Source organism: Bartonella sp. OC16QHHD, assembly GCF_042194035.1.
GTDB lineage: Bacteria > Pseudomonadota > Alphaproteobacteria > Rhizobiales > Rhizobiaceae > Bartonella.
Genome location: NZ_JBHIMJ010000014.1, coordinates 104,269 through 128,544, shown reverse-complemented (window position 1 = coordinate 128,544; position 24,276 = coordinate 104,269). Strand labels below are relative to the sequence as shown.

Genomic DNA, 24,276 nt, shown 5'->3' with positions numbered 1-24,276 from the left:
TTTTTTAATTAAGGGCTGTTAACCTTTCTGCGCCTAGTCGATAGGAAATAGCTTCTGCGAGATGATAGCGTGAAAGAGTATCTGATTCGTCAAGATCAGCAATTGTGCGTGCAACTTTGAGAATGCGATGATAAGCGCGTGCAGAGAGGTGCATTTTTTCACTCACATCTCGTAAGAGTATGGTCGCACTTTTATCAGGAATGGCAATCTGTTCTATAATTTTGGCAGGGCAATCGCCATTGGTACGAATATGATCAAACCCCATTGTTGAAAAACGTTTAGCTTGAATGGTACGGCACCGTGCGACGCGTTTGGCAACGTCGCAGCTTTTTTCTGATTGTTCTGGTTGCATAAGGTCTATAGCCGTCAAAGCAGGGACATCAATCCGTAAATCAATTCGGTCAAGCAGAGGACCAGAAATACGGGACTGATAATCGATTTGACAGCGTATCCCTTTAGGGCAAACATGGTCTTTTTCGCCTGCCATACCACAACGGCAAGGATTCATTGCGGCAATAAGTTGGAAGCGAGCAGGATAGCTAATATGGTGATTAGCGCGGGCGATAACTGACACCCCACTTTCTAAAGGTTGACGAAGAGAATCAAGAACCTGTGGAGAAAATTCAGGCAATTCATCAAGGAATAACACACCATTATGAGCAAGGGAGATCTCTCCTGGTCGTCCTTTAAGCCCTCCACCAATCATTGCGGCCATGGAAGCAGAATGATGTGGGGAACGAAAGGGGCAATGAAGTGAAATGGTATTATGAACCGTTTCTCCTGTAATAGAAGCAATCAGAGAGACATCTAAAAGCTCACGGCTATCAAGAGGTGGCAAAATGGAAGGTAAGCGTTGCGCTAGCATAGATTTTCCAGCACCAGGGGGACCTACAAACAAAAGGTTATGGCGTCCAGCAGCACAAACTTCTAAGGCACGTTTGGCTGTTTTTTGTCCTTTGATTTCGCAAAGATCTGGAAGTCCAGTTTCGATAGTATATTGGCGCGGTTGTGGACGTTTTTGAATTTGGGTTCCTTTGAAATGGTTGACTATAGTGAGCAGAGTCTCTGGGGCAAGAATATTTATTTCTGCATTTGCCCATGCTGCTTCAGGTCCACATTGGAAGGGACAAATCAGTCCTTTATCGAGTGATAAAGCTGTCATGGCAGCTGGTAAAACACCATTAACAGCGGTAAGTGAACCATCCAGTGATAATTCTCCTAAAATGATATAGTCTTGAGCTACTTCGGGAGGGAGGATTCCCATAGCAAGCATTAAGCCTACAGCGATTGGCAAATCGTAATGCGATCCCTCTTTAGGCAAATCAGCTGGTGCAAGATTAATCGTAATTCGTTTAGTAGGCATAGAAAGTCCACAAGCGTGGAGGGCTGCTTGTACACGTTCACGGCTTTCTGCAACTGCCTTATCAGCTAATCCAACAATAGCCATTCCTATTTTACCAGACGAAATCATAACCTGTACATCGACAGGTACTGCTTCTAGACCGCGAAAAGCAACAGTTGTAATACGTGCGATCATTTATTTATTTTCCCCCTTTAGACTTGGTAGAGACAATCATATCTATTTATAAAAATCAAGAAGCATCTCTATAGCTTTTTTTATAGAGAGAACTATATACGTGGGCAGTTTTTTAGCATTCCCATGGAAAGTCATTTGTACAAATTTAACCATGATAGTATGGGACGCAATAAAACATTTATAATAAGCTAAATAAATATGTTAAGAAAAAAAGAATGAGGCTGTTCGTGTTATACAACAGTGCAGAATTTTATGAAAATATAAGGGGAGGATAACGTTATGTATCGCAGAGTGTTATTTGATGTGATAAAACGTGTAAAATGTGCAAAGTAATTATATTTACCTTTCTTATTTTTATATTATTTAAAGCGTAGTAGATGCAAAGTGTATTATAAGGTATCTGATTTTATGGTATACCAGACAAGAATTTTGTTAAAATCAGGGACTGTGCGCTGTGTATTTATAGGCTTGTGTTTTGCTTTTTCTTTTCCACAGCCACTTGCTGCATTTGATTTTTTCGGCATCCCTCTTTTTGGTCAAAAGAAAACAAATTCTTCTTCACATTATGCCAAAAGTACAGAGAAATTTTATAAAGTTGATGTTGTTGCACCGCCAGGTGCACCATTAGAAGGTATAAAAATAGTTAAATCTGTTTCTTCTCTTGTTGCTGATAAAGAGAAAGCATCCGCCAGTTCTTCTGGTTTGCTCGCCAAGGCGCGTTCAGATTATCGAGCAATTCTTTCTGCTCTTTATGCTGATGGACGCTATGGTGGTGTTATTAGTATTAAAATTAATGGCTTAGAAGTCGCTGATTTAAGTCCGGTAACTCAACTTCCAGCACGGTCCAATATTGTTATTACAATTAATGCTGGTCCACAATATGTTTTTAGTATTGCAAATATTGATAAAGTAGCTCCGTTTGAAAAACGTAAAGCGCATAAAATGCCCACAATTGAAGAATTGGGCTATAAAGTTGGGGCTATTGCTAAATCTGAAACCATTTTGAAAGCAGAAAAATGGGCGATAGAAGGATGGCGGCAACAAGGTTATGCTAAAGCTAAAATTATGAAGAGTGAGGTCGTGGCTGACCATGCTGCGTTGCGTGTTGAAGGACGGATTGTTGTTGCTCCTGGACAAAAGGCTTATTATGGTCCTTTAAGTGTGCGTAATATAAGTAAGAAACCACGTGTAGATTCAGCTTATATCGCGTGGATGACCGGATTGAAACCAGGGCAGATATACGATTCTGATGCGTTAGCTAAGGCAAATGAACGTCTTGCGCGCCTTGGTGTTTTTCGTGCTATCAATATACGTGAGGCTGATACTATTAATCTAGATGGTAGTTTACCGCTTGCACTTGTTGTACAAGAACGTAAACCGCGTCGTTTTGGTGTAGGCGGTAGCTATTCAACTTTAGACGGTGCTGGTTTTGAGACTTATTGGATGCATAACAATCTTTTTGGTCATGCAGAGACTCTTAAAATTGAAACAAAAATAAGTGGTGTTGGTAGCAATAAAAAGCAATCATATAATTTTAAAAATTTTGATTATCTTTTCGGTGGCACATTTGTAAAGCCCGGTGTACTCACGCCAGATACAGATTTCAGGTCAGAATTAAAAATACAACAAGATGTTTTAGAAAATTATACGACAAAAGCCATCAAAGGAAAATTAGGTATTACGCATATTTTTAATGGTAATCTATCGGGACAGGCTGCTGTAGAAGTTTCAAATGGTTATTCACGTGATATCTATTTTGGGAGCCGTAATTTTACAACAATCGGTTTCCCTAGCGGTTTGATTTACGATAGTCGTAATAATAAGTTTAATGCAACAAAAGGTTTATATGGTGAAGTTTTCATTGAGCCTTTTTATGAGATGCGTTTTAGCAACTTTGTTGCAAAAGTAACAGCAGAAGGTCGTTCTTATTGGGCGTTGGATGAAGGGGATCGTTTTGTTGTTGCTGCGCGGGCAAAGCTTGGTACAATTCTTGGGAATGATACAGCACAAGTACCCGCAAATACGCTTTTTTTTGCTGGTGGTGGGGGCTCTGTTCGTGGTTATGCTTACCGTAATATTGGTATCAAAACAGAAAATGATGGGGTTGTTGGTGGACGGGCGCTTATTGAGGGGTCAGCAGAATTGCGTGTTTCTTTAAATGATAAAATAGGGTTTGTCAGTTTTCTTGATGGAGGTTTAGTAGGGGAAAAGGCGAATTTTGATTTTTCTCAAAAAATTAAATGGGGAGCCGGTATAGGAGGTCGTTATATGACGGGTCTTGGTCCTTTACGCGTTGATTTAGCCTTTCCTTTAAAGAGAGAGAAGGGTGACCCTCGCATTGGTTTTTATGTAGGTATAGGGCAAGCATTTTAATGAAAAAAGGTGTACGTTTATCAGCTTTCTTCTTTGTATTTTTGTTTTTTTGGGTGGGTGGTTTTGTTTTTGCGCAAAGAGGAGACATTCTTCCCTCTAGCGAAATGAAAACAGATGATCGCTCATGGTTTGTTTCTTTAATTGAACGAAAGCTTTCAGCACCTAATCGTCAAGTTCGTTTACACAATATGCAAGGGACACTGTCTTCTCAAACATCAATTGATACTATTACTGTCAGTGATAAAAAAGGGGTTTGGCTTAAAATTACCAATGCTAAAATGGATTGGAATCGTCTAGCGTTGCTGAGAGGGCGGATGGATATTAACCAGCTTTCGGCAGAACAGGTTACATTTTTACGCAAACCGCAAGGCAATTCTTCTTTTGTTTCTTCCCTTGAGACGGGTAAGTTCTCTTTACCAAAATTGCCGCTTGCTCTTTCTATCAATACGCTTACAGCTCAACATGTGACATTTGAACAGAATCTTTTTGGTTTTTCTGCTGATATGTCCTTAAAAGGCAATTTCACCTTGGCTGGTGGTAATTTTGATGTCGATATAGCGGCGCATCGTTTAGATGCACCGGGTTCTTTTTCTGTTCTCACCAAGATATCTGATAGTAATCGTACAGCTCAAATTGATATTTCTGCTAACGAACCACAAAATGGTATTTTGGCGAATATTTTTAACATTGAACAACGTCCAGCATTAAGTCTCGTCGTGAAAGGTGATGGTACTTTTGATGATTTGGTTATCAAACTTTCTTTAGAGTCCGATCATCATTCTATTTTAGATGGTAATGTTATTCTTGCAAGTGTTCCAGAAGGACAGAGTTTTTCTACGAAATTAGAGGGAACACTGAGCCCTTTAATACCTGTTCAATATCGTAGTCTCTTCGAATCTGATATAACATTAAAAGCAAAGGCAAGAAGAACAAAAGAAGGTGTGACACACCTTGATCAGATGGTTATTCAGAACAAAGCAATGAATGTTATAGCCAATGCTGAAATAACCGCTGATGGATTCTTGCGACGGCTTTTTGTTGATGGCAAAATGGCTCTTGATAACGAAAAGGAGTCTGTTCATTTACCTATATCAGAAGTGCCAAAACCTGCGAATACTCTTGCTTTGAACATTGACTATGGTCGCGAAGGTCAACAATCTTGGAATGGGCGGTTGGTTGTAAATCATTTAAGCAATAAAAATATTTATATTCGCGATGCAATTTTTGATATGGGAGGAGTAAGCGAAAATCTTGATAATGCAGCTTCTCGTCATGTTGGTGTTCAGGTTAAAGGGACGCTTCAAGGGGTTAAAAAGATTAAGGGAGCGTTAGTAGAAAATTTAAGCCAAGCGGTTCATGTGCATTTAGATACGGATATTGTTTCGAACAAACCAATTTTGATTCATGATCTGAGTGTTACGGCTCAGAGTTTTTCTTCTTGGTTAAAAGGGACAATGGAGAATTTTGTTTTTAAAGGCGATCTCGGTTTAAAAGCTCAAACATTAACTCCTTTGGAAGTGTTCAGTAAACAATCACTTTCTGGTAGTGCAGATATTAAAGCCAAAGGAACGATCAATTTATTGAGTGGCATTTTTGATCTCCAATTATCAGGAATGGCTGACGATATGAAAATAGGCGTGCAGTCTTTTGATCGTTTATTCAAAGGAAACATCACTCTTTCAGGTGGTGCTACTCGAAATACGAAGGGTTTCATTTTTCGTCATTTTAATTTGAAAAATCAATATACAAACATAAAGGCTAATGGTTATTTTTCAGATGAAAGCGCTAAAATGGATCTATCTGCTGAAATATCTGATTTGTCCAAATTAGATCCAAAGATAAGCGGTGCGCTTACGATTGAAAGTACGGCGAGAGGGCGCAATAGCCATATAAAACTAAATACACGTGCCCATATTGCTGAAGCATTAATCGTAGGGAAGAAACTTCAAAACACAACATTTAACATAGATGTACTTGTAGATAATACAGCACCAGTTACTGCTTTAACGGGGGGGGTAAAAGGTGAAGGAATTTTTGCTAAGAAACCTTTGCATTTATCGGCCTCTTTTAAAGATTCTCATAAAATTCGAAAACTTGAAAATATCGATATTAGAGGGGGAAGTGCAAAAATAACGGGTGATCTTTCTCAACAACTTGGCGGTTTTTTGAAAGGAGCGCTGCATATTGATGCCGATGATATTTCCGTACTTTCAGCGTTATTTTTGCAGGATGGTAGTGGAAAAGTAAAAGGAGATTTTATTTTTGATGAACAAAATGGCAGACAAAAAACCAATGTGAAGGCGCATGTTAACCATTTGAATTTTTCCAAGAATAAAATAAAAAAATTGGCAATAGATGCTGACATATTCGACCCTTTTGGCATGACTCAGTTTGAAGGAGTTATCAATGCAGAACATATTCAAACACCTTTGGTAATGGTCAATCGTTTAAATGCTCACGCCGATAGGAATAATGGACAAACGGTTTTTACTGTCCAAGCGATGTTGCATGATACTCTCAATGCACGGCTTTCTGGTCGTTTAATGGTTGAGGAACTTCCAGAAAGTATAAAACGAGAAGTGCAAATTGAAGCTGTGGACTTAAAACAACACACTTTTCATGCAACATTGCCGAAGCCATCTATAATTTCTTTTGATAAAGATGGAATGACAATCAATGAATTAGGAATTGCAATAAATGGGGGCAACATCATCTTAGCAGGAAATATTCAAGATACCCTGAATTTACAACTTACAATGAATGCCCTTCCTGCTACTTTAGTCAATTTGTGGAAATCCGATCTTGGAGCAGCAGGGAGTGTAACAGGGCAGGTTATGATTCGTGGTCATTTAAAAAAACCTGATATAACTTACGATATAAAAGGTGAGGGACTGACAACCGTTGCTTTTCAAGATAAAAAAATTATGCCTTTTTCTTTTTCTGCTACGGGAAACACTGTAGATCAAAATCTTACTTTGAATGCAAATTTAACAGGAGAAGGAATACAAGCACAAGCTCAGGGGCGTGTATCTCTAGAGAAAAATGCGCTTGATCTTCATATTAATTTGCAAAATTTATCTGCACGTTTGGCGAATGGTTTTATTGCAGGACAAGCGCTTGATGGGACAGTAATAGGTAAAGTTGATATTGATGGAACAATGAAGGATCCATCTGCTCATTTTGAGCTTTCTAGTCAAAATTTAACCGCTATGACGCATAAAGGACCGATGTCAATCAATATAAATGCTCGTGGTTCTTATAAAAAATCGACATTTCATATTGAAAATATGATAGCTACTGGAGATAAAGGATTAGATCTTTCCATCCATGGGCCTTTATCTCTTAATGGTTCAGAGGCAAAATTAAACGTTAAAGGGATAATGCCTCTTGATTTTGTTAATCTCTTATTAGCTAAGCGTGGTGCACATATAACGGGTACAGCAAGAATTGATACAGCTCTTAATGGGTCATTATCAAAGCCACAATTGATAGGAAATATTTCTATAGGCGACGGTAGCTTTTTTGATTCACAAACAAATGTAGGATTGAATAATATAACGATTGAAGGCAAATTGAAAGGTGATCATATCCTTATAGAAAAAGCTTCAGCTTCTTCGTTTGAGGGGGGAGGAATTTCTGCTTCAGGTCGTATCTCTAATGGTCTAGAGACAGATTTAATATTTCATCTTGATAATGCCAATTATAATGATGGTTCTATGATTCTGGCAACATTATCAGGTGAGATGACAATGACAGGTCATTTTTTAAATAGTCTTGTTCTTGGTGGTGATATCATCGTTGAAAAAGCTGAAGTTTTTGTTCCTGATCATTTTAAAAGTGCCAAGTTTCTTGATGTTAGAAATAAGAATTTAACTAAATCGATTCAAACAACACTTGAACGTGCTGATGTTAAGAACACGAACAAAAGCAAAAGCCGTATAGTTACACAAGAATCTTCATCTGTCGTGCTATCAAATATGCGTATTACAGCACGCAATCAATTTTTTGTACGCGGAAAAGGCTTAGATGCTGAACTGGGAGGACGCATTAATCTAGCAGGTCCATTGAATGATGTGCATCCAGTTGGTGAATTTAGAATGATTCGTGGACGTTTTGATATCCTGTCGCAACGTCTTAATTTTGATCAAGGACAAGCGAGTTTTAGTGGTAATCTTAATCCTACGGTTTATTTTGTAACCAACAATAACAGTGGTGATATTCGCGTCACTGTAACTGTAAGTGGGACGGTTGATAATCTTGATATTAATTTTTCATCACAACCAAATTTGCCTCAGGATGAGATTTTGGCGCGTTTGATTTTTAATCGCTCTCTTAATGAATTATCACCATTTCAGATTGCTCAACTTGCAGCAGCAGCGGCTGATCTTGCAGGTAGTTCTAATACATCTTTGTTGAATACTTTACGAACTAAAATTGGACTTGATGATCTTGATGTTATCGTTAATGAGAAGGGGAATACAGGCTTACGTATTGGACGCTACATACACAATAATATTTATTTGGGCTTTGAAGCAGGGTCTGATGGAACGACGAAAGGGACAATTAATTTAGATATTTCGCGTCATCTCAAAGCTAAAGGTGCCATAGGAAATGAACAAAATTCTAGTATAGGTCTCTTTTATGAAAGAGATTATTAAAGATTGAATTTAAAAAAACAATTTCTTCGTTTTTTGTCTCTCATTTCTAAATCTGAGGAAGAAGAGATAGACTAGAAATCCTATAAAAGAAGAAGCTTTTTGTTGAGGCGTGAAGAGATATATCTGAAATATTCGATTTTTTGTTTATGCTATTCTCTAAAGGGAAAAAATCTTCACGAAAGATAGTATGTTATTTTGCTGCTATATATTTATTTTAGAGAAATACCTTACCTTGTTTTCAAGCCCATATCGTGCTGTTGCCTAAAGAATGGAGTGTGTGCAATATATTGATTTATAAAGATAATTTATTGTTATTCAACTTGAATTAGAACTTTGAATATTATATGATTCTCTCATTACTAATCTCTTTCGTATTGAATCAATCAAAACCATTCGGCTTGCATGCTACAAGCGGAGAATCCTGTGTGGATAAAACTATTAAGAAATGACTAAAAATGCCTCTTATGAATCATCTCGAGAACTAAGAGCTGTCGCAACATTAGGGACTGGCAGAATAGTGTGAATGGTGCCGGCTTGTTACTCCATAAGCGTAAAGATAGGGCAGCTTAATGGATTTATCATTATACAATTCACGGACGTTATCGCGAAATGGGCTTGGGGAAGACTTTGAGAGAGGTTTCTTTAAAACAAGCACGTGAATTTGCAACACAATGGCATTCTGTTTTTATGTGAAGGACATGATTCCATTAAAGAACGTGATAAACAAAAGCGTTAAGCGGAGAATTCATAAGATATCGATTTTATTGTCAAACGCATTTAAAGCAATATTTTTTAATAATAAAAATTACCTATTATTTTAGATTTTTGTTTATTGTGTCTTGAATGAGATCACTTTTCTTATAACGAATAGCTCCGCGAACAGAATACTCCAAAATATAACATTATTGTATTGCAAGTTTATGTACTTGTTTTAAAGCAACATTTCTCAGTGTGCGCTTGAGTCTATTTCATAAGATTGCTTGTGAAATGGTATAAAGTACCTCTTATGAATGGTATAAAATCCACACTACCGTTATTAATAAAGGTATAAGTATTTACTAAAGCTATAAGCCGGCATTATCATTCTATTTTTCAGCTTCTCATGTTGCTGACAATCTTTTCACTTGAAAGTGTAGAGGTATTTTTATTGCTTATCTTAAGAGTTTTTATGCATATACCAATATCTCTTATGACGTACAACAAGCGCTTTTGATTGATTCATCATAAATATAAAGAAAATTTGCAATAAGCAAATTACATCTTATCTTTTGTTTAAGATGTAAAATAACAAATTATGATTATAAATCAAAGTATTAAAATGTATATTAAAAGATATTTTTGTAAAAATATTTATCAGAGTTATATGTCGTATTTTTCTATTTTAGCGGTTAAAAGAAAGAGGAATGTCATTTTGCTTTTCATCTGTTTTTTTGCATATTGAAATTATAGCCTTATATAAGCACTAACGTTGTGCATTTATAAACTCTTCAAGCAGTTAAAGTATTGGAGGAATATCATTTTAGTTTCTAAATGTAGAAAAAACAGCAAAGCTTGCTTTAAAGCAAGCTACAACAGTAAAAAAGTTTTATAATAAAACCTCTCTTATTTTTTCAATGTTTTTCTTTTAAACGGAGTGTATCTATAATTTGCAACACAATTTATAATTGTTAGCTTATTCTGTTGTACCATAAAAGACCGACATTTGAGGTGTGGTGATATAAGGTATGTAAGCCTTTTTGACACAGTATTCTGAAAGCACGTGGTGAATATTTAGGGTAAGCCTTGTATAAGTGAATCACATAAGTTGTTATCAAGTGGAATGAGCTCAATAAAAATCTAGATTGTTTACAGATCAGATTGGGTAGAGTCTTTGTCCTTTAAAAGTTGTGTGGAGAAAAGAATTATCAGTGCAGGGATAAACACGGATAAAGGTTGTATTGATCCAGATTCATTATCATCTGCGATAATTTTTTCAAACCTTGATGCTCTCTCTTTCAGGATTCACAACACTTATGAATGTTTCAACACTTATTTGAGGAAGGGAAGGGGTTTTTGAAATTTCATGGTTAAAGTCAATTGCATTCAACAAAATAGCGAGTAAAGTTTTCATTTAAATCCAAGAAGTTTATTTTCAATAAACCATAAATTCTTCGCAAACTTTGATTAAAGTAATACTTTTTCTTGGTAACAAGTCTTTTTTATAAATGGAGCATTACCTTCTATCCATTTTTTATTTCAAATTTTATTTAAGGATCTAGAAATTAGGAGGTATGTTTTTTGAACTGGATATTATGAAGTTTTTTATAAAACCCATGTTCTTTTGCTAGCAATTCTTTTTGAGTACCTTGTTCAATTAGTTGTCCATTTTGTATGACCACAATTTTATGAGCACGAGCAATCGTTGAAAGGCGATGAGCAATAATGATCGTTGTGCGTCCTTTAGTAAGGTGATGAATAGCTTCATTAATTTGTGCTTCGGTGTGTGAATCGAGCGCACTCGTTGCTTCATCAAGAATCAGAATTTCACTATCGTGAATCATTGCTCTAGCGATAGCGAGTCGTTGTTTTTGCCCCCCTGAAAGATTACAGCCATTATCACCTATCTGTGTATCATAACCATTTGGCAAACTCATAATAAAGTCATGAGCATTTGCTGCTTTTGCTGCTTCGATAATTTTGTCATCACTAGCTCCTTCTTTTCCAAGTCCGATATTATATTTAACAGTTCCTTGAAAGAGAAAAGTATCCTGTCCTACATAGGCCATCAGGTTTCTCAGAGAGCGAAATGTTGTGTAGCGAATGTCTTGATCATTAATCAATATGCGTCCTTTTGTGGGGTCATAGAGGCGCATAATAAGGTTGATAAGGGTTGATTTTCCCGAACCGGATGGTCCCACCAATGCTGTCATTTTTCCGGCTTCTATTTCTAGGTTGATGTCTTTCAATATCATTTTGTTATTAGTGTATGCAAAAGAAACATGTTCGAAACGAATAGTTCCTTGCGTTTTATTCAGATCTTTAGCTTCTTTATGTTCTACAACTGTAAGGGGACAATCGAGTATTTCAAACATCGTACGGATATTGACCAAGCCAGATTCAATTTTAACACGTACATTTGCTAGTCTTTTTGCGGGTTCATAAGCTAAAAGTAAAGCAACAATAAAGGACATAAATTCACCTTGAACACCTGCGCGTTGGGTTGCAAGATAACCGGAAAAACAAATAATACCTGCAATGGCAACACCCGTGAGTGTTTCCATAATTGGATTGGTAATAGCTTCGAGTGTTGCAATACTGTTTGTTTGTTTTTCAACATCACAAATGGCTTTGTCCATCCGTTTTTTCATGACTTCTTCTAGTGAAAAGGCCTTGATGATTCGAATACCAACAGCCGTTTCCTGTACGATTTTGATAATTTCACCAAGTGAAAGGAGCTCTTTTTCCATCAAGCTGCGAACGCGTTTTAAAGCCATTCGAACGCCTAAAAAAGCTAGTGGTCCTACGATTAAAGTAATGGAGATTAACACAAAGTTTTGAATGAACATGACAAGCAACAGACCACTAACGGAAAGCAAATCACGTACAAAAGTTGTGATAATAGTATCAATTATATTACGTACGGCTGTCGCATTATGAGTTACACGAACAAGAAGATCAGATGAAGTGTTATTATGATAAAAAGAGACTCCTTGTTCCATAAGTCGTGCAAAAATTTTACGCTGTTGTTCAGCAATGATACTATTGCCTGCTTTGTTTAGAAAGTAAGTTTGGAAAAAAGTTGCAACTCCTTTGAGAATAAAGATAAAAGCAATGAAGCTAGAAATCAAAACAATCATAGGAAAATTTTGTGCATCAATAATCTGATTAACAACATCCCGCATAATCCATGCACTGGTTGCTGTGGTACAAGAAATGATGATCATTGAGAAGATAGCCGCACTATACCAACGCATATGTTTACGAAAATTTTCTCGCAAAAGGCGGATAATAAGATGTTTGTCAAAAGAGGAAATTTGTTTTTTAGCCATGAAGAGCTTCTATATTCTCTCATTATTTTATGCAAGATTGAAACACTCTTAATTAAGAAGCCCCTTAATCTTTTTTACAAAAATAGCTTTTTCTTTCAAGGTTCATCACATCAATTTCACGACGGTGAGAGTGAAGAATGTAGTGCAAAGTTTCTGTGAAAGGTATAACGAAAATTCGTTGTTCATCATTATTTTTAGTTTTCAATAAAAGCTACCGGCAAGTTTCACTATTGTATTTACCAATTTCCATATTGTGATAGTCTTTGGCACTTGAAATAGTTCACAAAAAACATTTCTGCTTTTTTGATAATTTTTATGTATCATCTCCATTTGTGATGTGTAAGCAAACAATTTTGCCGCATTGCATGATACAGAGAGCTTGAAATAAGAAGACCTTACGATGTTTGAGTTTTCTCATTTAATATGCAAAATAATGAATTCTTCTTATAAATCGATCAAGCATTATTAAACTCTTAGAAGGATTTATACACATTTATAAAACCTTAAAAGCACCACAAAAACTCTATGTGGTGCTTCTAAATAATACTATACACATCATTTTGATGAATTGCATGCGAATATTATTCCAATGCAAAACTATTTAGGTGCTATCACCATCATCATTTGCCGGCCTTCAAGCTTTGGCTCCAATTCGATTTTGGCAATTTCACTTGTATCTTCTTTCACACGCTGAAGAAGCTTTAATCCAAGATCTTGGTGAGCCATCTCACGACCACGAAAACGCAAAGTAATCTTTACTTTATCACCATGATCAATAAAGCGATGAACAGCCTTGAGTTTGACTCCATAATCATGGACATCAACATTTGGGCGCATCTTAATCTCTTTGATTTCGATGACTTTTTGCTTCTTACGTGTTTCAGCAGCTTTTTTTTGGGTTTGATATTTTAATTTTCCCAAATCGATGATTTTACATACAGGTGGCTCCGCATTTGGTACAATTTCAACCAAATCAAGTCCCGCATCTGCAGCCATAGCAAGAGCTTCTTGTATCGAAACAACTCCCTGATGTTGTCCCTCATCATTGATAAGCTGAACATGAGGTACCCGAATATCCTGATTTGAACGTGGTCCGTCTTTTTGGGTAGGTGTCATTTTAAACGGTTTACGAATGGTTTATGCTCCTTAAATTTTGATTCAACTACAGTTAATTTAATATACAATTATGTACCTAAAAACAACTATAATTCGTGTTATTTTCATTATTTGATTTATTACTTTTTGGGATGATTTAGATTATAAAAGTTTTTCTCTTAATTTAAAGAAATTATTTTATGGAGGATAAAGAATCATGGATCAAAATATTCCTTGTCAGTTTTTTTCATTTGAGAACACCGCACTTGCAGTACGCTATCGCAAGGGGCGCCAATCTCCAGGTTTGGTTTGGCTTCCTGGCTATCAATCCGATATGTTAGGAAGTAAGGCAACGTTAGTTGATCAGTTTGCTCAGAAGAATGATTTGTCTTGTTTACGTTTTGATTATTCTGGACATGGAGAATCTGAAGGTGATTTTTTTCAAGGAACAATTTCGCGTTGGGTTAAGGAAAGTTTAGCGACTTTTGAAACCTATTGTGAGGGTCCACAAATTTTGATTGGTTCCTCTATGGGTGGGTGGATTGCGCTAAGGCTTGCTATGATGCTAGCACAGAAAAATAAGAAGCTTGCTGGCATGGTATTGATTGCTCCAGCACCTGATTTTACACAAACATTGGTGGAACCAAAATTAGGCCCAGAAGAATGGAAGATTTTGCAGGAGAAAGGCTATATTGAACGACCTGCTGTTGATGATACAGAGCCAATGCCCTTTACAAAAACATTGATTGAAGATGGACGTGAAAATTGTGTTATGAAAGGATGCATTGATATTGGGTGTCCAGTCCATATTCTACAAGGGATGGAAGATGAAGATATTCCCTATCAGCATACATTGACTTTACTTGATCATTTACCTCTCCATGATGTAACATTAACGCTTGTTCGTGATGCAGATCATCGCTTTTCTCGTCCACAAGATTTAGATTGCCTTGAAACAGTATTGGGATCTTTGATTAATCAGATTAATGCAAAATAAGGGGTGCATTTATTTATTAATGATGAAGATAAAAATATGAGCATTTCTAAACAGCATTTTATTTTTTCTGAGCGCTCTGTACCTGTACGGGTGCGGGAAAATAAGTATGCGCGCCGTCTTACCTTACGTATTGATGCCAGAAGTCAGGAGATTTGTGTAACAACACCACCAGCAATAAATCTCTATGCGGTTGAAAATTTTATTGAAAAGCATCGATCTTGGATTGAGGCACGTCTTGCTCATGTACAAATCTCTCATAAAAATGCTTATCTCAAAGAGGGGGCGACAATTCCCTTATTGGGTGTTTCTCATACCATAAAACATAGAGAGGGACGTGGAGTAACAGAAATCATTACAGTAGATGCGGAGCAAGGGCCTGAAATTATTGTTTATGGTCAATTAGAATATCTTCCAAGACGCATTGCTGACGTTTTAAAAAAACAAGCGGCGCTTATTATAACGCCTTTGGTGGCACATTATGCTCATCAGGTAGAGCGTAAAGTCAAATCCATTTGTTATAAAGATACGAGAAGTCGTTGGGGCTCTTGTTCAATAGATAAGCGTCTTTCTTTTTCTTGGCGCCTTATTATGGCACCAAAAGAAGTTGTGGAATATGTTGTTGCTCATGAGGTTTCTCATCTTGTTGAAATGAATCACGGTCCAAGATTTTGGGCTCTTTGTGAAGAACTATGTCCTGATAGTAAAACGTATCGTGCTTGGTTGAAGGAAAATGCTCATAGATTGCAAGCAATTAATTTTGATTCATATAATTTAGAGGCGTCAAAAACTTTCAAATGAAGGCAATATTTAACGGAACTTTTTGTTGAGTGTTTTGTTGTGTGTGTGCTTGCTCATGTATAATGAGGAAGCCATTGAAGCTCTCAGCACGATTGTTCTCCCCTGCTTGGTTTGCTGAGTGTCTTCAATGTTTTTACTTTATCTTTTTTGTAATTCAGCGTAATAATCCTAAGTTCTGATGACTTATAAAAAAATGGGAAGGTTTTTTATGTCTGTTCTTACAGATCCACTTCAGCTATTACAGGCACTTATTCGTTGTCCTTCTGTTACACCTCATGAAGCAGGGGCGTTATCAACTTTGGAACAATTTTTGAAAAAAATGGGATTTCATGTCGAGCGCCCTATTTTTACGGATAAAAATACAGACAATGTTGAAAATCTTTATGCAAAAATGGGAAGTGAAGGACCCCATCTTATGTTTGCGGGTCATACGGATGTCGTACCGCCAGGTGCATTGGAAGATTGGACTTATCCACCTTTTGAAGCTGTCATAGATCAAGGAAAATTATATGGGCGGGGTGCTGTTGATATGAAGGGTGGAATCGCTTGTTTTATTGCGGCTCTAGCGCGAGTTCTTGAGAAACGACCCATTAAAGGAAGGGTAAGCCTTTTAATTACTGGTGATGAAGAGGGTCCTGCTGTTAATGGTACGGTAAAACTTCTCAAATGGGCAGAAAAAAAAGGTGAAAAATGGACAGCGGCTCTTGTAGGGGAACCAACAAGCGTAAAGACTGTTGGTGATATTATCAAAATTGGTCGCCGCGGATCGATTTCTGGTATTATTACCGTGAAGGGTCGCCAAGGTCATGTTGCTTTTCCAGAGCGGGCTGCTAATCCCTTGCCTTTGGCAAGGAAGCTTATTCAAGCATTGACACAAACTGCTTTAGATAAAGGGACAGAGAATTTTCAACCTAGTAATCTAGAGCTAACAAGCATCGATACCGGTAATTTAACAGTCAATATTATTCCAGCGCAGACAACAGTTCGTTTTAATATACGCTACAATGATCTTTGGACAAAAGAAACACTGGTGGAGGAAATTGAAAAGCGTCTTGCTTTGGTGCAATCAAAAAACAATGGTGACCAATATCCCTCTTATCAGCTTGAATGGATTCCAAGTTTAGGGGATGTTTTTTTAACCAAAAATGATAAACTTATTCAAACTTTATCCAATGCTATTAAAAGTGTAACAGGGAATATACCAGAATGTTCCACTTCAGGTGGTAGTTCGGATGCGCGATTTATTAAGGATTATTGCCCAGTGGTTGAATTCGGCTTACCAGGGCAAACGATGCATATGGTAGATGAGTGTGTGGCCCTTGATGCAGTGGAAACGCTTACTACTATTTATGAGCGTTTTATTATTGATTTTTTTTCATAAAGAAAAGATTGCTGGTTCAAAAATACTTTTATCTTATTGTGCCATAAGATATTACCATTTAAGGTATGGTGATACGAGTTCCGTAAAACTTAATATATTAAGTGGTTTTAGAGTAAGTGATGAATATTCTTAAGTTGGGATTCTTGTCTGTAGAATCTTTAGTTAATTGAATTACATAATTGGAAAGCCAAAAGAGGACTGCTTGAAGAAGCAGAACTATTTAGACCATGTTGGATTGAAAATATTCGTTCTTTAAGGTGTAGAAAGGCAGTGCAATCATATATGGAAAACAATGAATATTATATCATCATTGTGTAGTGACAGGTTGAAGTCATGAAGACACACAAAAACATGCTGCTATTGTAAAAAGTTCGTACAACATAAATGCGCTCATTCACAGCTCATGTTTTAATATGGTTTCTGAGCTCTCACAAAAGGTACCTCTTATTTCAATTAGACTCTCTTAGAATAAAGACTATAGGAAAAGCGCTTTAAGTTTATTTTATTTCATATATTTTGCTCTGCTTTTTTTGTCCCCAAGAACTTCCGTTGCAATATCATTACGAGATAGAAGGTGAGCTTATTTAATCAGCTTTAATATTGGTTATGATAAAGGTACACAGAAATTCTTTTGTAGCATCACGTTGACTTCTTTAGCCAAGGATTGTCCTAGTATTATTCTCAATTTTTTAATAAAATAACCTTAAAGGACGCGTATAGATACTCATAAGCATGTACGCATACAAGTGAAATTATATGGGATTAATGTCATTTCGCTCGCTAACAAAGCAATCTCGATTCATCTTTGGTATATTTGCCATTTGAGTGCATTATTTGTGTAATAAAGCTCATGATGTTGCTGTTATCTATAAATCAACACCAATCATACAGCCGCGTATCTCAAATAAATATTGGTTCAGTATTTTTTGCGACAACAGCTTTTATATGCCAGAATAGGATAAAAGTATTGTGTATATCTATTTTTTATAATCTCTGAAACAGACATACAACCTCATTGAGGGAAAATATAAAAGGTATAAAGGTGAAAATCAGCGTGCTTTTTTACTCTCCTTTTTTTATTCGGTTTTACGGTTTTCAAAAGTAACTAGAGTAATATCTTTTTAAATAATTAGAGATTGATACATGGTTTCATGCTTATTTCTCTGGTTCTTTAAATGGTGCCACGATTTCATAAAGAACAATACATTATCGTATTATGCATTCACGTAATTGTTTTAAAGAAATTTTCTCAATGTTTATCACATTTATGCCACTACGGTGCTTATGAATAGTGTAGTATAAAATTTTCCGTGAAGCGTATAAAGTCTACAGTGCCTCACCATCTTTGCGTTTATGAAAAAGAAAGTTAGACCACCATACACTTTCTAGCTCAAAATATTGCAATAGCTTTTAGCATTTAAGAGTGTTCATCAGAGGCCTTTTTACTCCTTTTTTATAGTTTTTATCCACATGCTTCTCCCTTTTTAAGGTGTAAGCAAATGGCGGTAACTAACTTGCTATAAATAGTTTTGAAATGAGAGAATCTCACGATATTCTAATCTCACCTTTGCTGTGAAAAATGATAATTATGATTAAAATAAGTATGTTGTTATAAAAACTTTAGTTTGCGAGTTGGCTGATGATGTGATCAAGAACAATACGTCCTTTGGTTGTTGCTTTTAAGCGTTGGTTATCCACCATTTCTATCAATTCTTGGTGTTGTAAATCGATCAGTTTTTCCATTGGAATGCGTTTAGGGCTTAAGGTTTCATAGCGTATAAGTTCTAAGCCTTCGCAAAGGCGTAATCCCATAAGGAGCATTTCATTTGCCTGTTGTTCAGTGGTTAAATGTTCCGTTTCAATACAGCCATGTCCTGTTGTTTCTACCAAATTAAGCCACTGTTCGGGATGCTTTTCATTTATTGTGACATAACGTTCGCGGTTTTCAAGGTGTGATGACAATGTTTTTGAACAGAAAGAGGAATGATTCGGTGTGTGCTCAATGAAACGTCCATGTGCTCCTGGACCAAAGCCTGCATATTGGTGATAACGCCAATAAAGAAGATTGTGTGCTGATTCGGCACCGGGCATTGCATGGTTTGAGATTTCATAGGCAGGAAGTCCATTTAGTGCCGTTATTTCTTGAGTAAGATGATACAGATCTGCTGCTAGCTCTGATGGGGGAAGGATAAGTCTTCCTGCATCATGAAGCCGTTTAAAGGCAGTTCCTTCTTCGATTGTCAATTGATAAAGAGAAAGATGGTCCGCTGCTAAATCAATTGCTTGTACAAGTTCAGATTTCCATTGTTCAAGGGTTTGTTCGGGACGGGCATAAATGAGATCAAAGGATAAACGTGGAAAAATTTTCCGTGCTAAAGTAATGGCGCAAAGAGCTTGTTCCACATTATGGAGTCGGCCAAGTTTGCGCAATGCTTTATCATTGAGCGCTTGTATTCCTAGAGATAAGCGATTAACACCTGCCGCACGGTATCCACGAAAGCGCTCTGCTTCCACACTGGATGGATTGGCTTCTAATGTAATTTCAACTTTATCATCGACTACCCATTTTTTTGCAAGTGCTTGCAATAGGGCATCGACAGTCTGTGGCTCCATAAGAGAAGGGGTTCCTCCACCAATAAAAATACTTGTAATATGGCGTGGGCCTATTTTGTGGTATTGCGTTTCTATTTCGCGCTTAAAGGCGGTGACAAAACGTGGTTGATCAACACCATGGATGCGAACATGCGAATTAAAGTCACAATAAGGACATTTAGCTGCACAAAAGGGCCAATGAATGTAAATGCCGAAAGGTTCATTCATGAGAATGCTAAAAGGTTTTCTGCCAAAAGTTTGAAAGCACGTGCGCGATGCGAAAGAGGGGGAAGATCATTACGTTTCCAGTTGTGTTTTTGCTCTGTTGACATTTCTCCAAAGGTATTTTCATATCCATCGGGTAAAAAAATAGGATCAAAACCAAAGCCTTTGTCTCCCCGTGGAGGCCAAATGAACGTTCCTTCAACGCATCCGCGGAAGTAATCTGCATGAGCATCAGGCCATGCAATGCAAATGATTGATATAAAACGGCATTTCCGTTGACTTTTTTCTCGTGCTCCGACTTTTTGGAGTTCATTTTCTATTTTTTTCATAGCTTTTGGAAAATTACGTGTACCATCGGCTTGAATTGCCCAATCAGCGGTATAAACGCCTGGCGCACCCTCCAATGCATCTACCTCTAAGCCTGAATCATCAGAGAGTGCAGGAAGTCCTGTTTTTTTTGCTGCTGAAAAAGCTTTAATATAAGCATTTTCTTCAAATGTTTTTCCCGTTTCTTTTGGTTCTGGCAAGCCCAGTTCTTTTGCCGATTGTATTATTAAACCGAAAGGCGTAATTAAAGTAGTGATTTCATGCAATTTTCCGGTGTTATGTGTAGCAATGACAAGTTTTTTATCTGCTATGCTTCTCATATAGATTTCTCCAAAAATGAAAGGGGAATTATTTTTGTGCTAAAAACCGGTTTAAATGCTCATACACACACATTCTGCTTGATTTTACATGATATGATTATTTTACACGTTTTATGATATTTTATTCCAATAAAAATTTTTATCTTGCACGAAGATAATCTTGCAAAGATAAGAAAGACATGTCTTTTTTATGATAGCATTTTATGGTAAATTTCCAATTTTCTGCTTGCTCTAAAGGGTGAAATTTTCTATTTACAGCGGTTTTTAATCAATCTAGATTCTCTTGACAAGTCCCTACAGCAGACCACTTTACAGATCAACTCTTAATCTTAAATATTTCTCACACACTCTAACAAAAAAATATTTCCCGCGTAATTTATCAAGCATCACTCTGAAAGGTAGCATTTTACAGCTCAATAGGATAATATGTTTTTATACTACTTTAGACTATTTGACCAAACCTTGGCAAAACTTATATAAGAGATGAGGATTTTAAAAGTAGTGAAACAATTGTGATGAAGCACAAAACTATTGATAATGAACTAAAATATCTTGATGAACGTTCGCGTGATATTTTTCGCCATATTGTTGAAGCTTATCTTAATGATGGTGAACCTGTAGGATCACGTAATCTTTCGCGGCTTTTACAACAGACATTATCGCCTGCGACGATTCGCAATGTGATGAGTGATCTTGAACATCTCGGTTTGATTTATGCACCACATGTTTCTGCGGGTCGAATGCCAACACAATCAGGTTTACGCTTTTTTGTTGATGCATTTATGGAAGCGGGTGATTTGCCAAACGAAGAGCGAGAAAATATTGAAATGCAAGTCAAAGAGGCTGGTCATGCACAATCGGTTGAACATTTTCTTGTTCAAGCAAGCCGAGTTCTTTCAGATCTTTCACGTGGGGCAGGGCTTGTTTTAGCAACAAAACAAGAAGGAACATTGAAACATATTGAATTTGTGCGCCTTGATAGGGAGCACGCTCTTGCCGTTTTGGTGACTCAACAAGGTGAAGTTGAAAATCGTATTGTTCATTTACCAGAAGGGGTTACTCATGCACAATTGACGGAAGCAATGAATTTTCTCAATGCCCATATCCAAGGGCGTACATTGAGTGAAGCTAAAGGGGAAATTGCCCGCTTATGCGCAGAAACACGGGCTGCACTTGATGATTTATCGCATCATCTTGTTGAAACGGGATTAGCTCTTTGGGGAGGAGAAGGTGCTGATCATAAAATACACCTCATTGTTCGCGGGCGTAGCAATTTACTTGAAGATGTGAAAGCAGAAGAAGATTTAGAACGATTACGCCATTTGTTTGATGATCTTGAAACGCGTGAGAGTATGGCACAGCTTCTCGATTTAACGGATGAAGGTTCTGGGGTTAGAATTTTTATTGGTTCAGAAAATAAGTTATTTTCACTTTCTGGTTCTTCTTTAGTTGTAGCACCTTATCGTGATTCACAACAAAGAGTCATTGGTGCTTTAGGTGTTATTGGTCCTACACGGCTTAATTATGCAAGGATCGTGCCCATGGTTGATTATACAGCTCAACTTGTGTCACAGTTATTGCGTTAAAACGATGCAAGTAAGTATTTGTACTATAAAAGCTCATTGTATTATATACATCGATACCCCTTGATTTTTGTCTGTAGAATTTCGATATCGAGAATAACGAATCTTATGAAGGAATAAAATTTTTATGTCTGATGAAAAAAACAAATTTACTGACGCTTCATTTGAAAATTGTGATTTAAAAAATCCAGCTGATCGTAATACACTTAAACAGGCAGCCGATGAATTTTTAAAAACACATAAAACAGAGGAACACGAAGTCGTTGAAACAGAAAGCAATGAGATTAGTGATCTTTTAGCGTCTTTGCAGGATGAAAATAAAGAATTGAAAGATCAACTTTTACGTCTTGTTGCAGATATGGAAAATCTTCGACGCCGTACTATGCGAGATGTGGCGGATGCAAAGGCTTATTCCATTGCTAATTTTGCACGGGATATGTTATCGGTTTCTGACAATCTCAATCGTGCTTTGGAAGCTATTCCAGAAGGTGCACGGGAGAGTGATGCTGGTTTGAAATCATTGGCAGAAGGCGTTGAAATGACTGAACGTGCCATGATGGCAGCATTAGAACGTCATGGGGTGCAAAAAATTCATCCAGAGGGGCAAAAATTTGATCCTCACTTTCATCAAGCGATGTTTGAAATTCCCAATGCTGATGTTCCAGATAATACTGTTCAACAAGTGGTTCAGGCAGGTTATATTATCGGGGAAAGGGTGCTGCGTCCAGCTATAGTGGGTGTAGCTAAAGGAGGAGCAAAAGAAGCTTCTGTTGAAGCTGATTCGGCTTAAAACACATCAATAATAAATCTCTAACATAAAATGCAGTATTCCCTGCAATCACACATATATGAAGTCTTTTCTTAAAGGGTTTTTAAAGGGTGTTATAAACACCCTTTTATCTTTGAAGCGCCCAACTTCCTTTTACAATATAGGGAGCCTTATTTAAGGGAGAGGCCGATAACAATAAAACAAAATGATCAACCTCAAAAGGAGGAACAAAAAAATCATCTTGAAAAGATAGATAATAAGAAAGATCTTTAAGATTAATATCAAATATTCGTGCAAGAGTGATATGCGGAATAAATAGTCTTTTATCAGGCTTTAACTCTAATTTATTCCGGATATATTGCGTCTTTTCATGTAAAAGAATAAGCTTTTCACAAGGTTCAATGCGAACCACAAGAGAATGAGGAGCATTTTCTGAACCAAAAACTTCAAAACCTTTTATCTGTAGCGTAAAAGAAGGAAGTTCTATAGTGTTAAAGGTATGCATAATTTCATCTGCTAAGGAGCTTTCAATTTTGCCAAAAAAAGATAAGGTGACATGAAAATTTTGCGGGTTGATCCATTGCGCTTTTGGTAAGCCATTTTGCAATGATACGAGGGCTTTTGTTGTTTGTTGAGGAATCTGAAGAGCACTAAATAGACGACCCATGATATTATCTCCTTATAATGAAAGATGCTATCTCAAGCGCAATATAGATAATAAGGGCGGGGCACGTATCACAGAAAACAAGGCAATAGTATAGAAAAAGAATGTCTAAAAAATGCTTACTATAATTATGAGCGTACAAAGCTTATTCGTTTTAAGAAAATGGTTATGACATTGATAAGAATTGCGTTTTCAGGATCTGTATCACAATGATGTGCAATGGAAGATTACTTGTGTATTATAAAGGCTACAAAGTTAGCAGAAAATAAGAAAAGTTGATAGATTTTTGATGTGCGAAATTATTTTGACGTTTATCTTTAGTCTAAAATAAAGCATACTTTAATACAAGGTGAAGAGTTCTCTTTTCTGTAAAAATTTAATTATATGATTAAGTCGGGGAATAGCCATAATACGCAAAACTATTCAAATTGGTCAAATAATGTTAGGAAAGGAAGAAAAAAACGAGCATAACAAAATTACTATAAGCTTTTACATTTATGATAATTATGCCAATCTATAATGGATATGAATATTGGTATAAAAGCGGGAAGAGAAATTAAAATTCAAAATAATGATGGAAAGTTCCTATTTTCTAAGAATCATCATCCTTGTTTATGATGAAAAAGCACTAGTTTTCCTCTCCAAAGTTGTTATTGATGAGCTTTTCAAGAGCATTAAGAGCATCTGTTGCTTCTGGTCCTGAAACACGAATGGTGAGGTTGCAACCGGATGAAGCCGCTAGCATCATAAGTCCCATAATTGATGATCCGCCAACAATTTTTCCGTCCTTTTCAACTTCAACAGTAACATTAAAATTGTCAACAGTTTGTACAAATTTTGCAGAAGCACGTGCATGCAACCCACGTTTATTACAGATATTGAAATGACGACTTATACATGGGAGGGTATCTTTGGAAAACATTGGTATT

At 36.7% G+C, this 24,276-nt stretch carries 14 protein-coding genes and 1 pseudogene; 8 read left to right on the top strand and 7 right to left on the bottom strand.

Features of this window, described 5'->3' with window-relative positions; all coding sequences use genetic code 11:
- Positions 1-4: 4 nt before the first annotated feature.
- Entirely contained in the window at positions 5-1,537 is a 1,533-nt protein-coding gene (locus ACFIK1_RS02330; RefSeq protein WP_375661987.1) for a YifB family Mg chelatase-like AAA ATPase, read from the bottom strand.
- Positions 1,538-1,945: 408 nt separating this feature from the next.
- Between ACFIK1_RS02330 and ACFIK1_RS02325 the strand changes: the two genes are divergently transcribed.
- The 3 genes and pseudogenes from ACFIK1_RS02325 to ACFIK1_RS02315 all read left to right on the top strand — a co-directional run.
- Positions 1,946-3,910 carry an autotransporter assembly complex family protein gene (locus ACFIK1_RS02325; RefSeq protein WP_375654769.1) on the top strand — a complete coding sequence of 655 codons (1,965 nt, stop codon included), beginning with the start codon at positions 1,946-1,948 and terminating at the stop codon, positions 3,908-3,910.
- A complete protein-coding gene (locus ACFIK1_RS02320) occupies positions 3,910-8,568 on the top strand; it encodes a translocation/assembly module TamB domain-containing protein (RefSeq protein ID WP_375661986.1) in 4,659 nt (1,552 codons plus the stop codon). The genes ACFIK1_RS02325 and ACFIK1_RS02320 overlap by 1 nt, the downstream gene beginning before the upstream one ends.
- A gap of 455 nt (positions 8,569-9,023) precedes the next feature.
- Positions 9,024-9,301: pseudogene (locus ACFIK1_RS02315) on the top strand (Arm DNA-binding domain-containing protein); the annotation flags it as partial.
- 1,528 nt (positions 9,302-10,829) lie between these two features.
- Here ACFIK1_RS02315 and ACFIK1_RS02310 read toward each other — a convergent pair.
- Positions 10,830-12,596: an ABC transporter ATP-binding protein gene (locus ACFIK1_RS02310; RefSeq protein ID WP_375661985.1), complete on the bottom strand. Its 1,767-nt coding sequence runs from the start codon at positions 12,594-12,596 to the stop codon at positions 10,830-10,832.
- 597 nt (positions 12,597-13,193) lie between these two features.
- The gene (gene infC / locus ACFIK1_RS02305; RefSeq protein ID WP_375617486.1) at positions 13,194-13,712 is read right to left on the bottom strand and encodes a translation initiation factor IF-3; all 519 of its coding nucleotides are present in this window, start codon (positions 13,710-13,712) and stop codon (positions 13,194-13,196) included.
- 196 nt (positions 13,713-13,908) lie between these two features.
- Here infC and ACFIK1_RS02300 point away from each other — a divergent pair, with 196 nt between their 5' ends.
- From ACFIK1_RS02300 to dapE, 3 genes are all read left to right on the top strand, one after another.
- A complete protein-coding gene (locus tag ACFIK1_RS02300; protein WP_375661984.1) occupies positions 13,909-14,688 on the top strand; it encodes an alpha/beta hydrolase in 780 nt (259 codons plus the stop codon).
- Positions 14,689-14,724: 36 nt separating this feature from the next.
- Positions 14,725-15,486: a M48 family metallopeptidase gene (locus tag ACFIK1_RS02295; protein ID WP_375661983.1), complete on the top strand. Its 762-nt coding sequence runs from the start codon at positions 14,725-14,727 to the stop codon at positions 15,484-15,486.
- Positions 15,487-15,694: 208 nt separating this feature from the next.
- Entirely contained in the window at positions 15,695-16,867 is a 1,173-nt protein-coding gene (gene dapE / locus ACFIK1_RS02290) for a succinyl-diaminopimelate desuccinylase (protein ID WP_375661982.1), read from the top strand.
- A gap of 1,620 nt (positions 16,868-18,487) precedes the next feature.
- On the opposite strand, the gene hemW is transcribed toward dapE, so the two are convergent.
- Both hemW and rdgB read right to left on the bottom strand, forming a co-directional pair.
- Positions 18,488-19,687, bottom strand: a complete 1,200-nt coding sequence (hemW, locus tag ACFIK1_RS02285) for a radical SAM family heme chaperone HemW (RefSeq protein WP_375661981.1) — start codon at positions 19,685-19,687, stop codon at positions 18,488-18,490.
- Positions 19,684-20,331, bottom strand: coding sequence for an RdgB/HAM1 family non-canonical purine NTP pyrophosphatase (gene rdgB, locus ACFIK1_RS02280; RefSeq protein ID WP_375617491.1), 648 nt, complete (start codon positions 20,329-20,331; stop codon positions 19,684-19,686). Before rdgB ends, hemW begins: the two co-directional genes overlap by 4 nt.
- A 515-nt stretch (positions 20,332-20,846) precedes the next feature.
- Between rdgB and hrcA the strand changes: the two genes are divergently transcribed.
- Together hrcA and grpE are read left to right on the top strand one after the other, a co-directional pair.
- Complete coding sequence (gene hrcA / locus ACFIK1_RS02275; protein WP_375633672.1) at positions 20,847-21,917, top strand: heat-inducible transcriptional repressor HrcA; 1,071 nt, start codon at positions 20,847-20,849, stop codon at positions 21,915-21,917.
- A gap of 124 nt (positions 21,918-22,041) precedes the next feature.
- Complete coding sequence (gene grpE / locus ACFIK1_RS02270; protein WP_375661980.1) at positions 22,042-22,704, top strand: nucleotide exchange factor GrpE; 663 nt, start codon at positions 22,042-22,044, stop codon at positions 22,702-22,704.
- A gap of 106 nt (positions 22,705-22,810) precedes the next feature.
- Here the strand turns inward: grpE and thpR are convergent, their stop codons facing one another.
- Both thpR and ACFIK1_RS02260 read right to left on the bottom strand, forming a co-directional pair.
- Positions 22,811-23,350, bottom strand: a complete 540-nt coding sequence (thpR, locus tag ACFIK1_RS02265; protein WP_375661979.1) for an RNA 2',3'-cyclic phosphodiesterase — start codon at positions 23,348-23,350, stop codon at positions 22,811-22,813.
- A gap of 625 nt (positions 23,351-23,975) precedes the next feature.
- The gene (locus ACFIK1_RS02260) at positions 23,976-24,269 is read right to left on the bottom strand and encodes an HPr family phosphocarrier protein (RefSeq protein WP_012754483.1); all 294 of its coding nucleotides are present in this window, start codon (positions 24,267-24,269) and stop codon (positions 23,976-23,978) included.
- Between the last annotated feature and the right edge of the window lie 7 nt (positions 24,270-24,276).

Bases quoted from the DNA above. Each gene is read 5' to 3' on its own strand.
- ACFIK1_RS02330 (WP_375661987.1), bottom strand. From the start codon at position 1,537: ATGATCGCACGTATTACAACTGTTGCTTTTCGCGGTCTAGAAGCAGTA.
- ACFIK1_RS02325 (WP_375654769.1), top strand. From the start codon at position 1,946: ATGGTATACCAGACAAGAATTTTGTTAAAATCAGGGACTGTGCGCTGT.
- ACFIK1_RS02320 (WP_375661986.1), top strand. From the start codon at position 3,910: ATGAAAAAAGGTGTACGTTTATCAGCTTTCTTCTTTGTATTTTTGTTT.
- ACFIK1_RS02310 (WP_375661985.1), bottom strand. From the start codon at position 12,596: ATGGCTAAAAAACAAATTTCCTCTTTTGACAAACATCTTATTATCCGC.
- infC (WP_375617486.1), bottom strand. From the start codon at position 13,712: ATGACACCTACCCAAAAAGACGGACCACGTTCAAATCAGGATATTCGG.
- ACFIK1_RS02300 (WP_375661984.1), top strand. From the start codon at position 13,909: ATGGATCAAAATATTCCTTGTCAGTTTTTTTCATTTGAGAACACCGCA.
- ACFIK1_RS02295 (WP_375661983.1), top strand. From the start codon at position 14,725: ATGAGCATTTCTAAACAGCATTTTATTTTTTCTGAGCGCTCTGTACCT.
- dapE (WP_375661982.1), top strand. From the start codon at position 15,695: ATGTCTGTTCTTACAGATCCACTTCAGCTATTACAGGCACTTATTCGT.
- hemW (WP_375661981.1), bottom strand. From the start codon at position 19,687: ATGAATGAACCTTTCGGCATTTACATTCATTGGCCCTTTTGTGCAGCT.
- rdgB (WP_375617491.1), bottom strand. From the start codon at position 20,331: ATGAGAAGCATAGCAGATAAAAAACTTGTCATTGCTACACATAACACC.
- hrcA (WP_375633672.1), top strand. From the start codon at position 20,847: ATGAAGCACAAAACTATTGATAATGAACTAAAATATCTTGATGAACGT.
- grpE (WP_375661980.1), top strand. From the start codon at position 22,042: ATGTCTGATGAAAAAAACAAATTTACTGACGCTTCATTTGAAAATTGT.
- thpR (WP_375661979.1), bottom strand. From the start codon at position 23,350: ATGGGTCGTCTATTTAGTGCTCTTCAGATTCCTCAACAAACAACAAAA.
- ACFIK1_RS02260 (WP_012754483.1), bottom strand. From the start codon at position 24,269: ATGTTTTCCAAAGATACCCTCCCATGTATAAGTCGTCATTTCAATATC.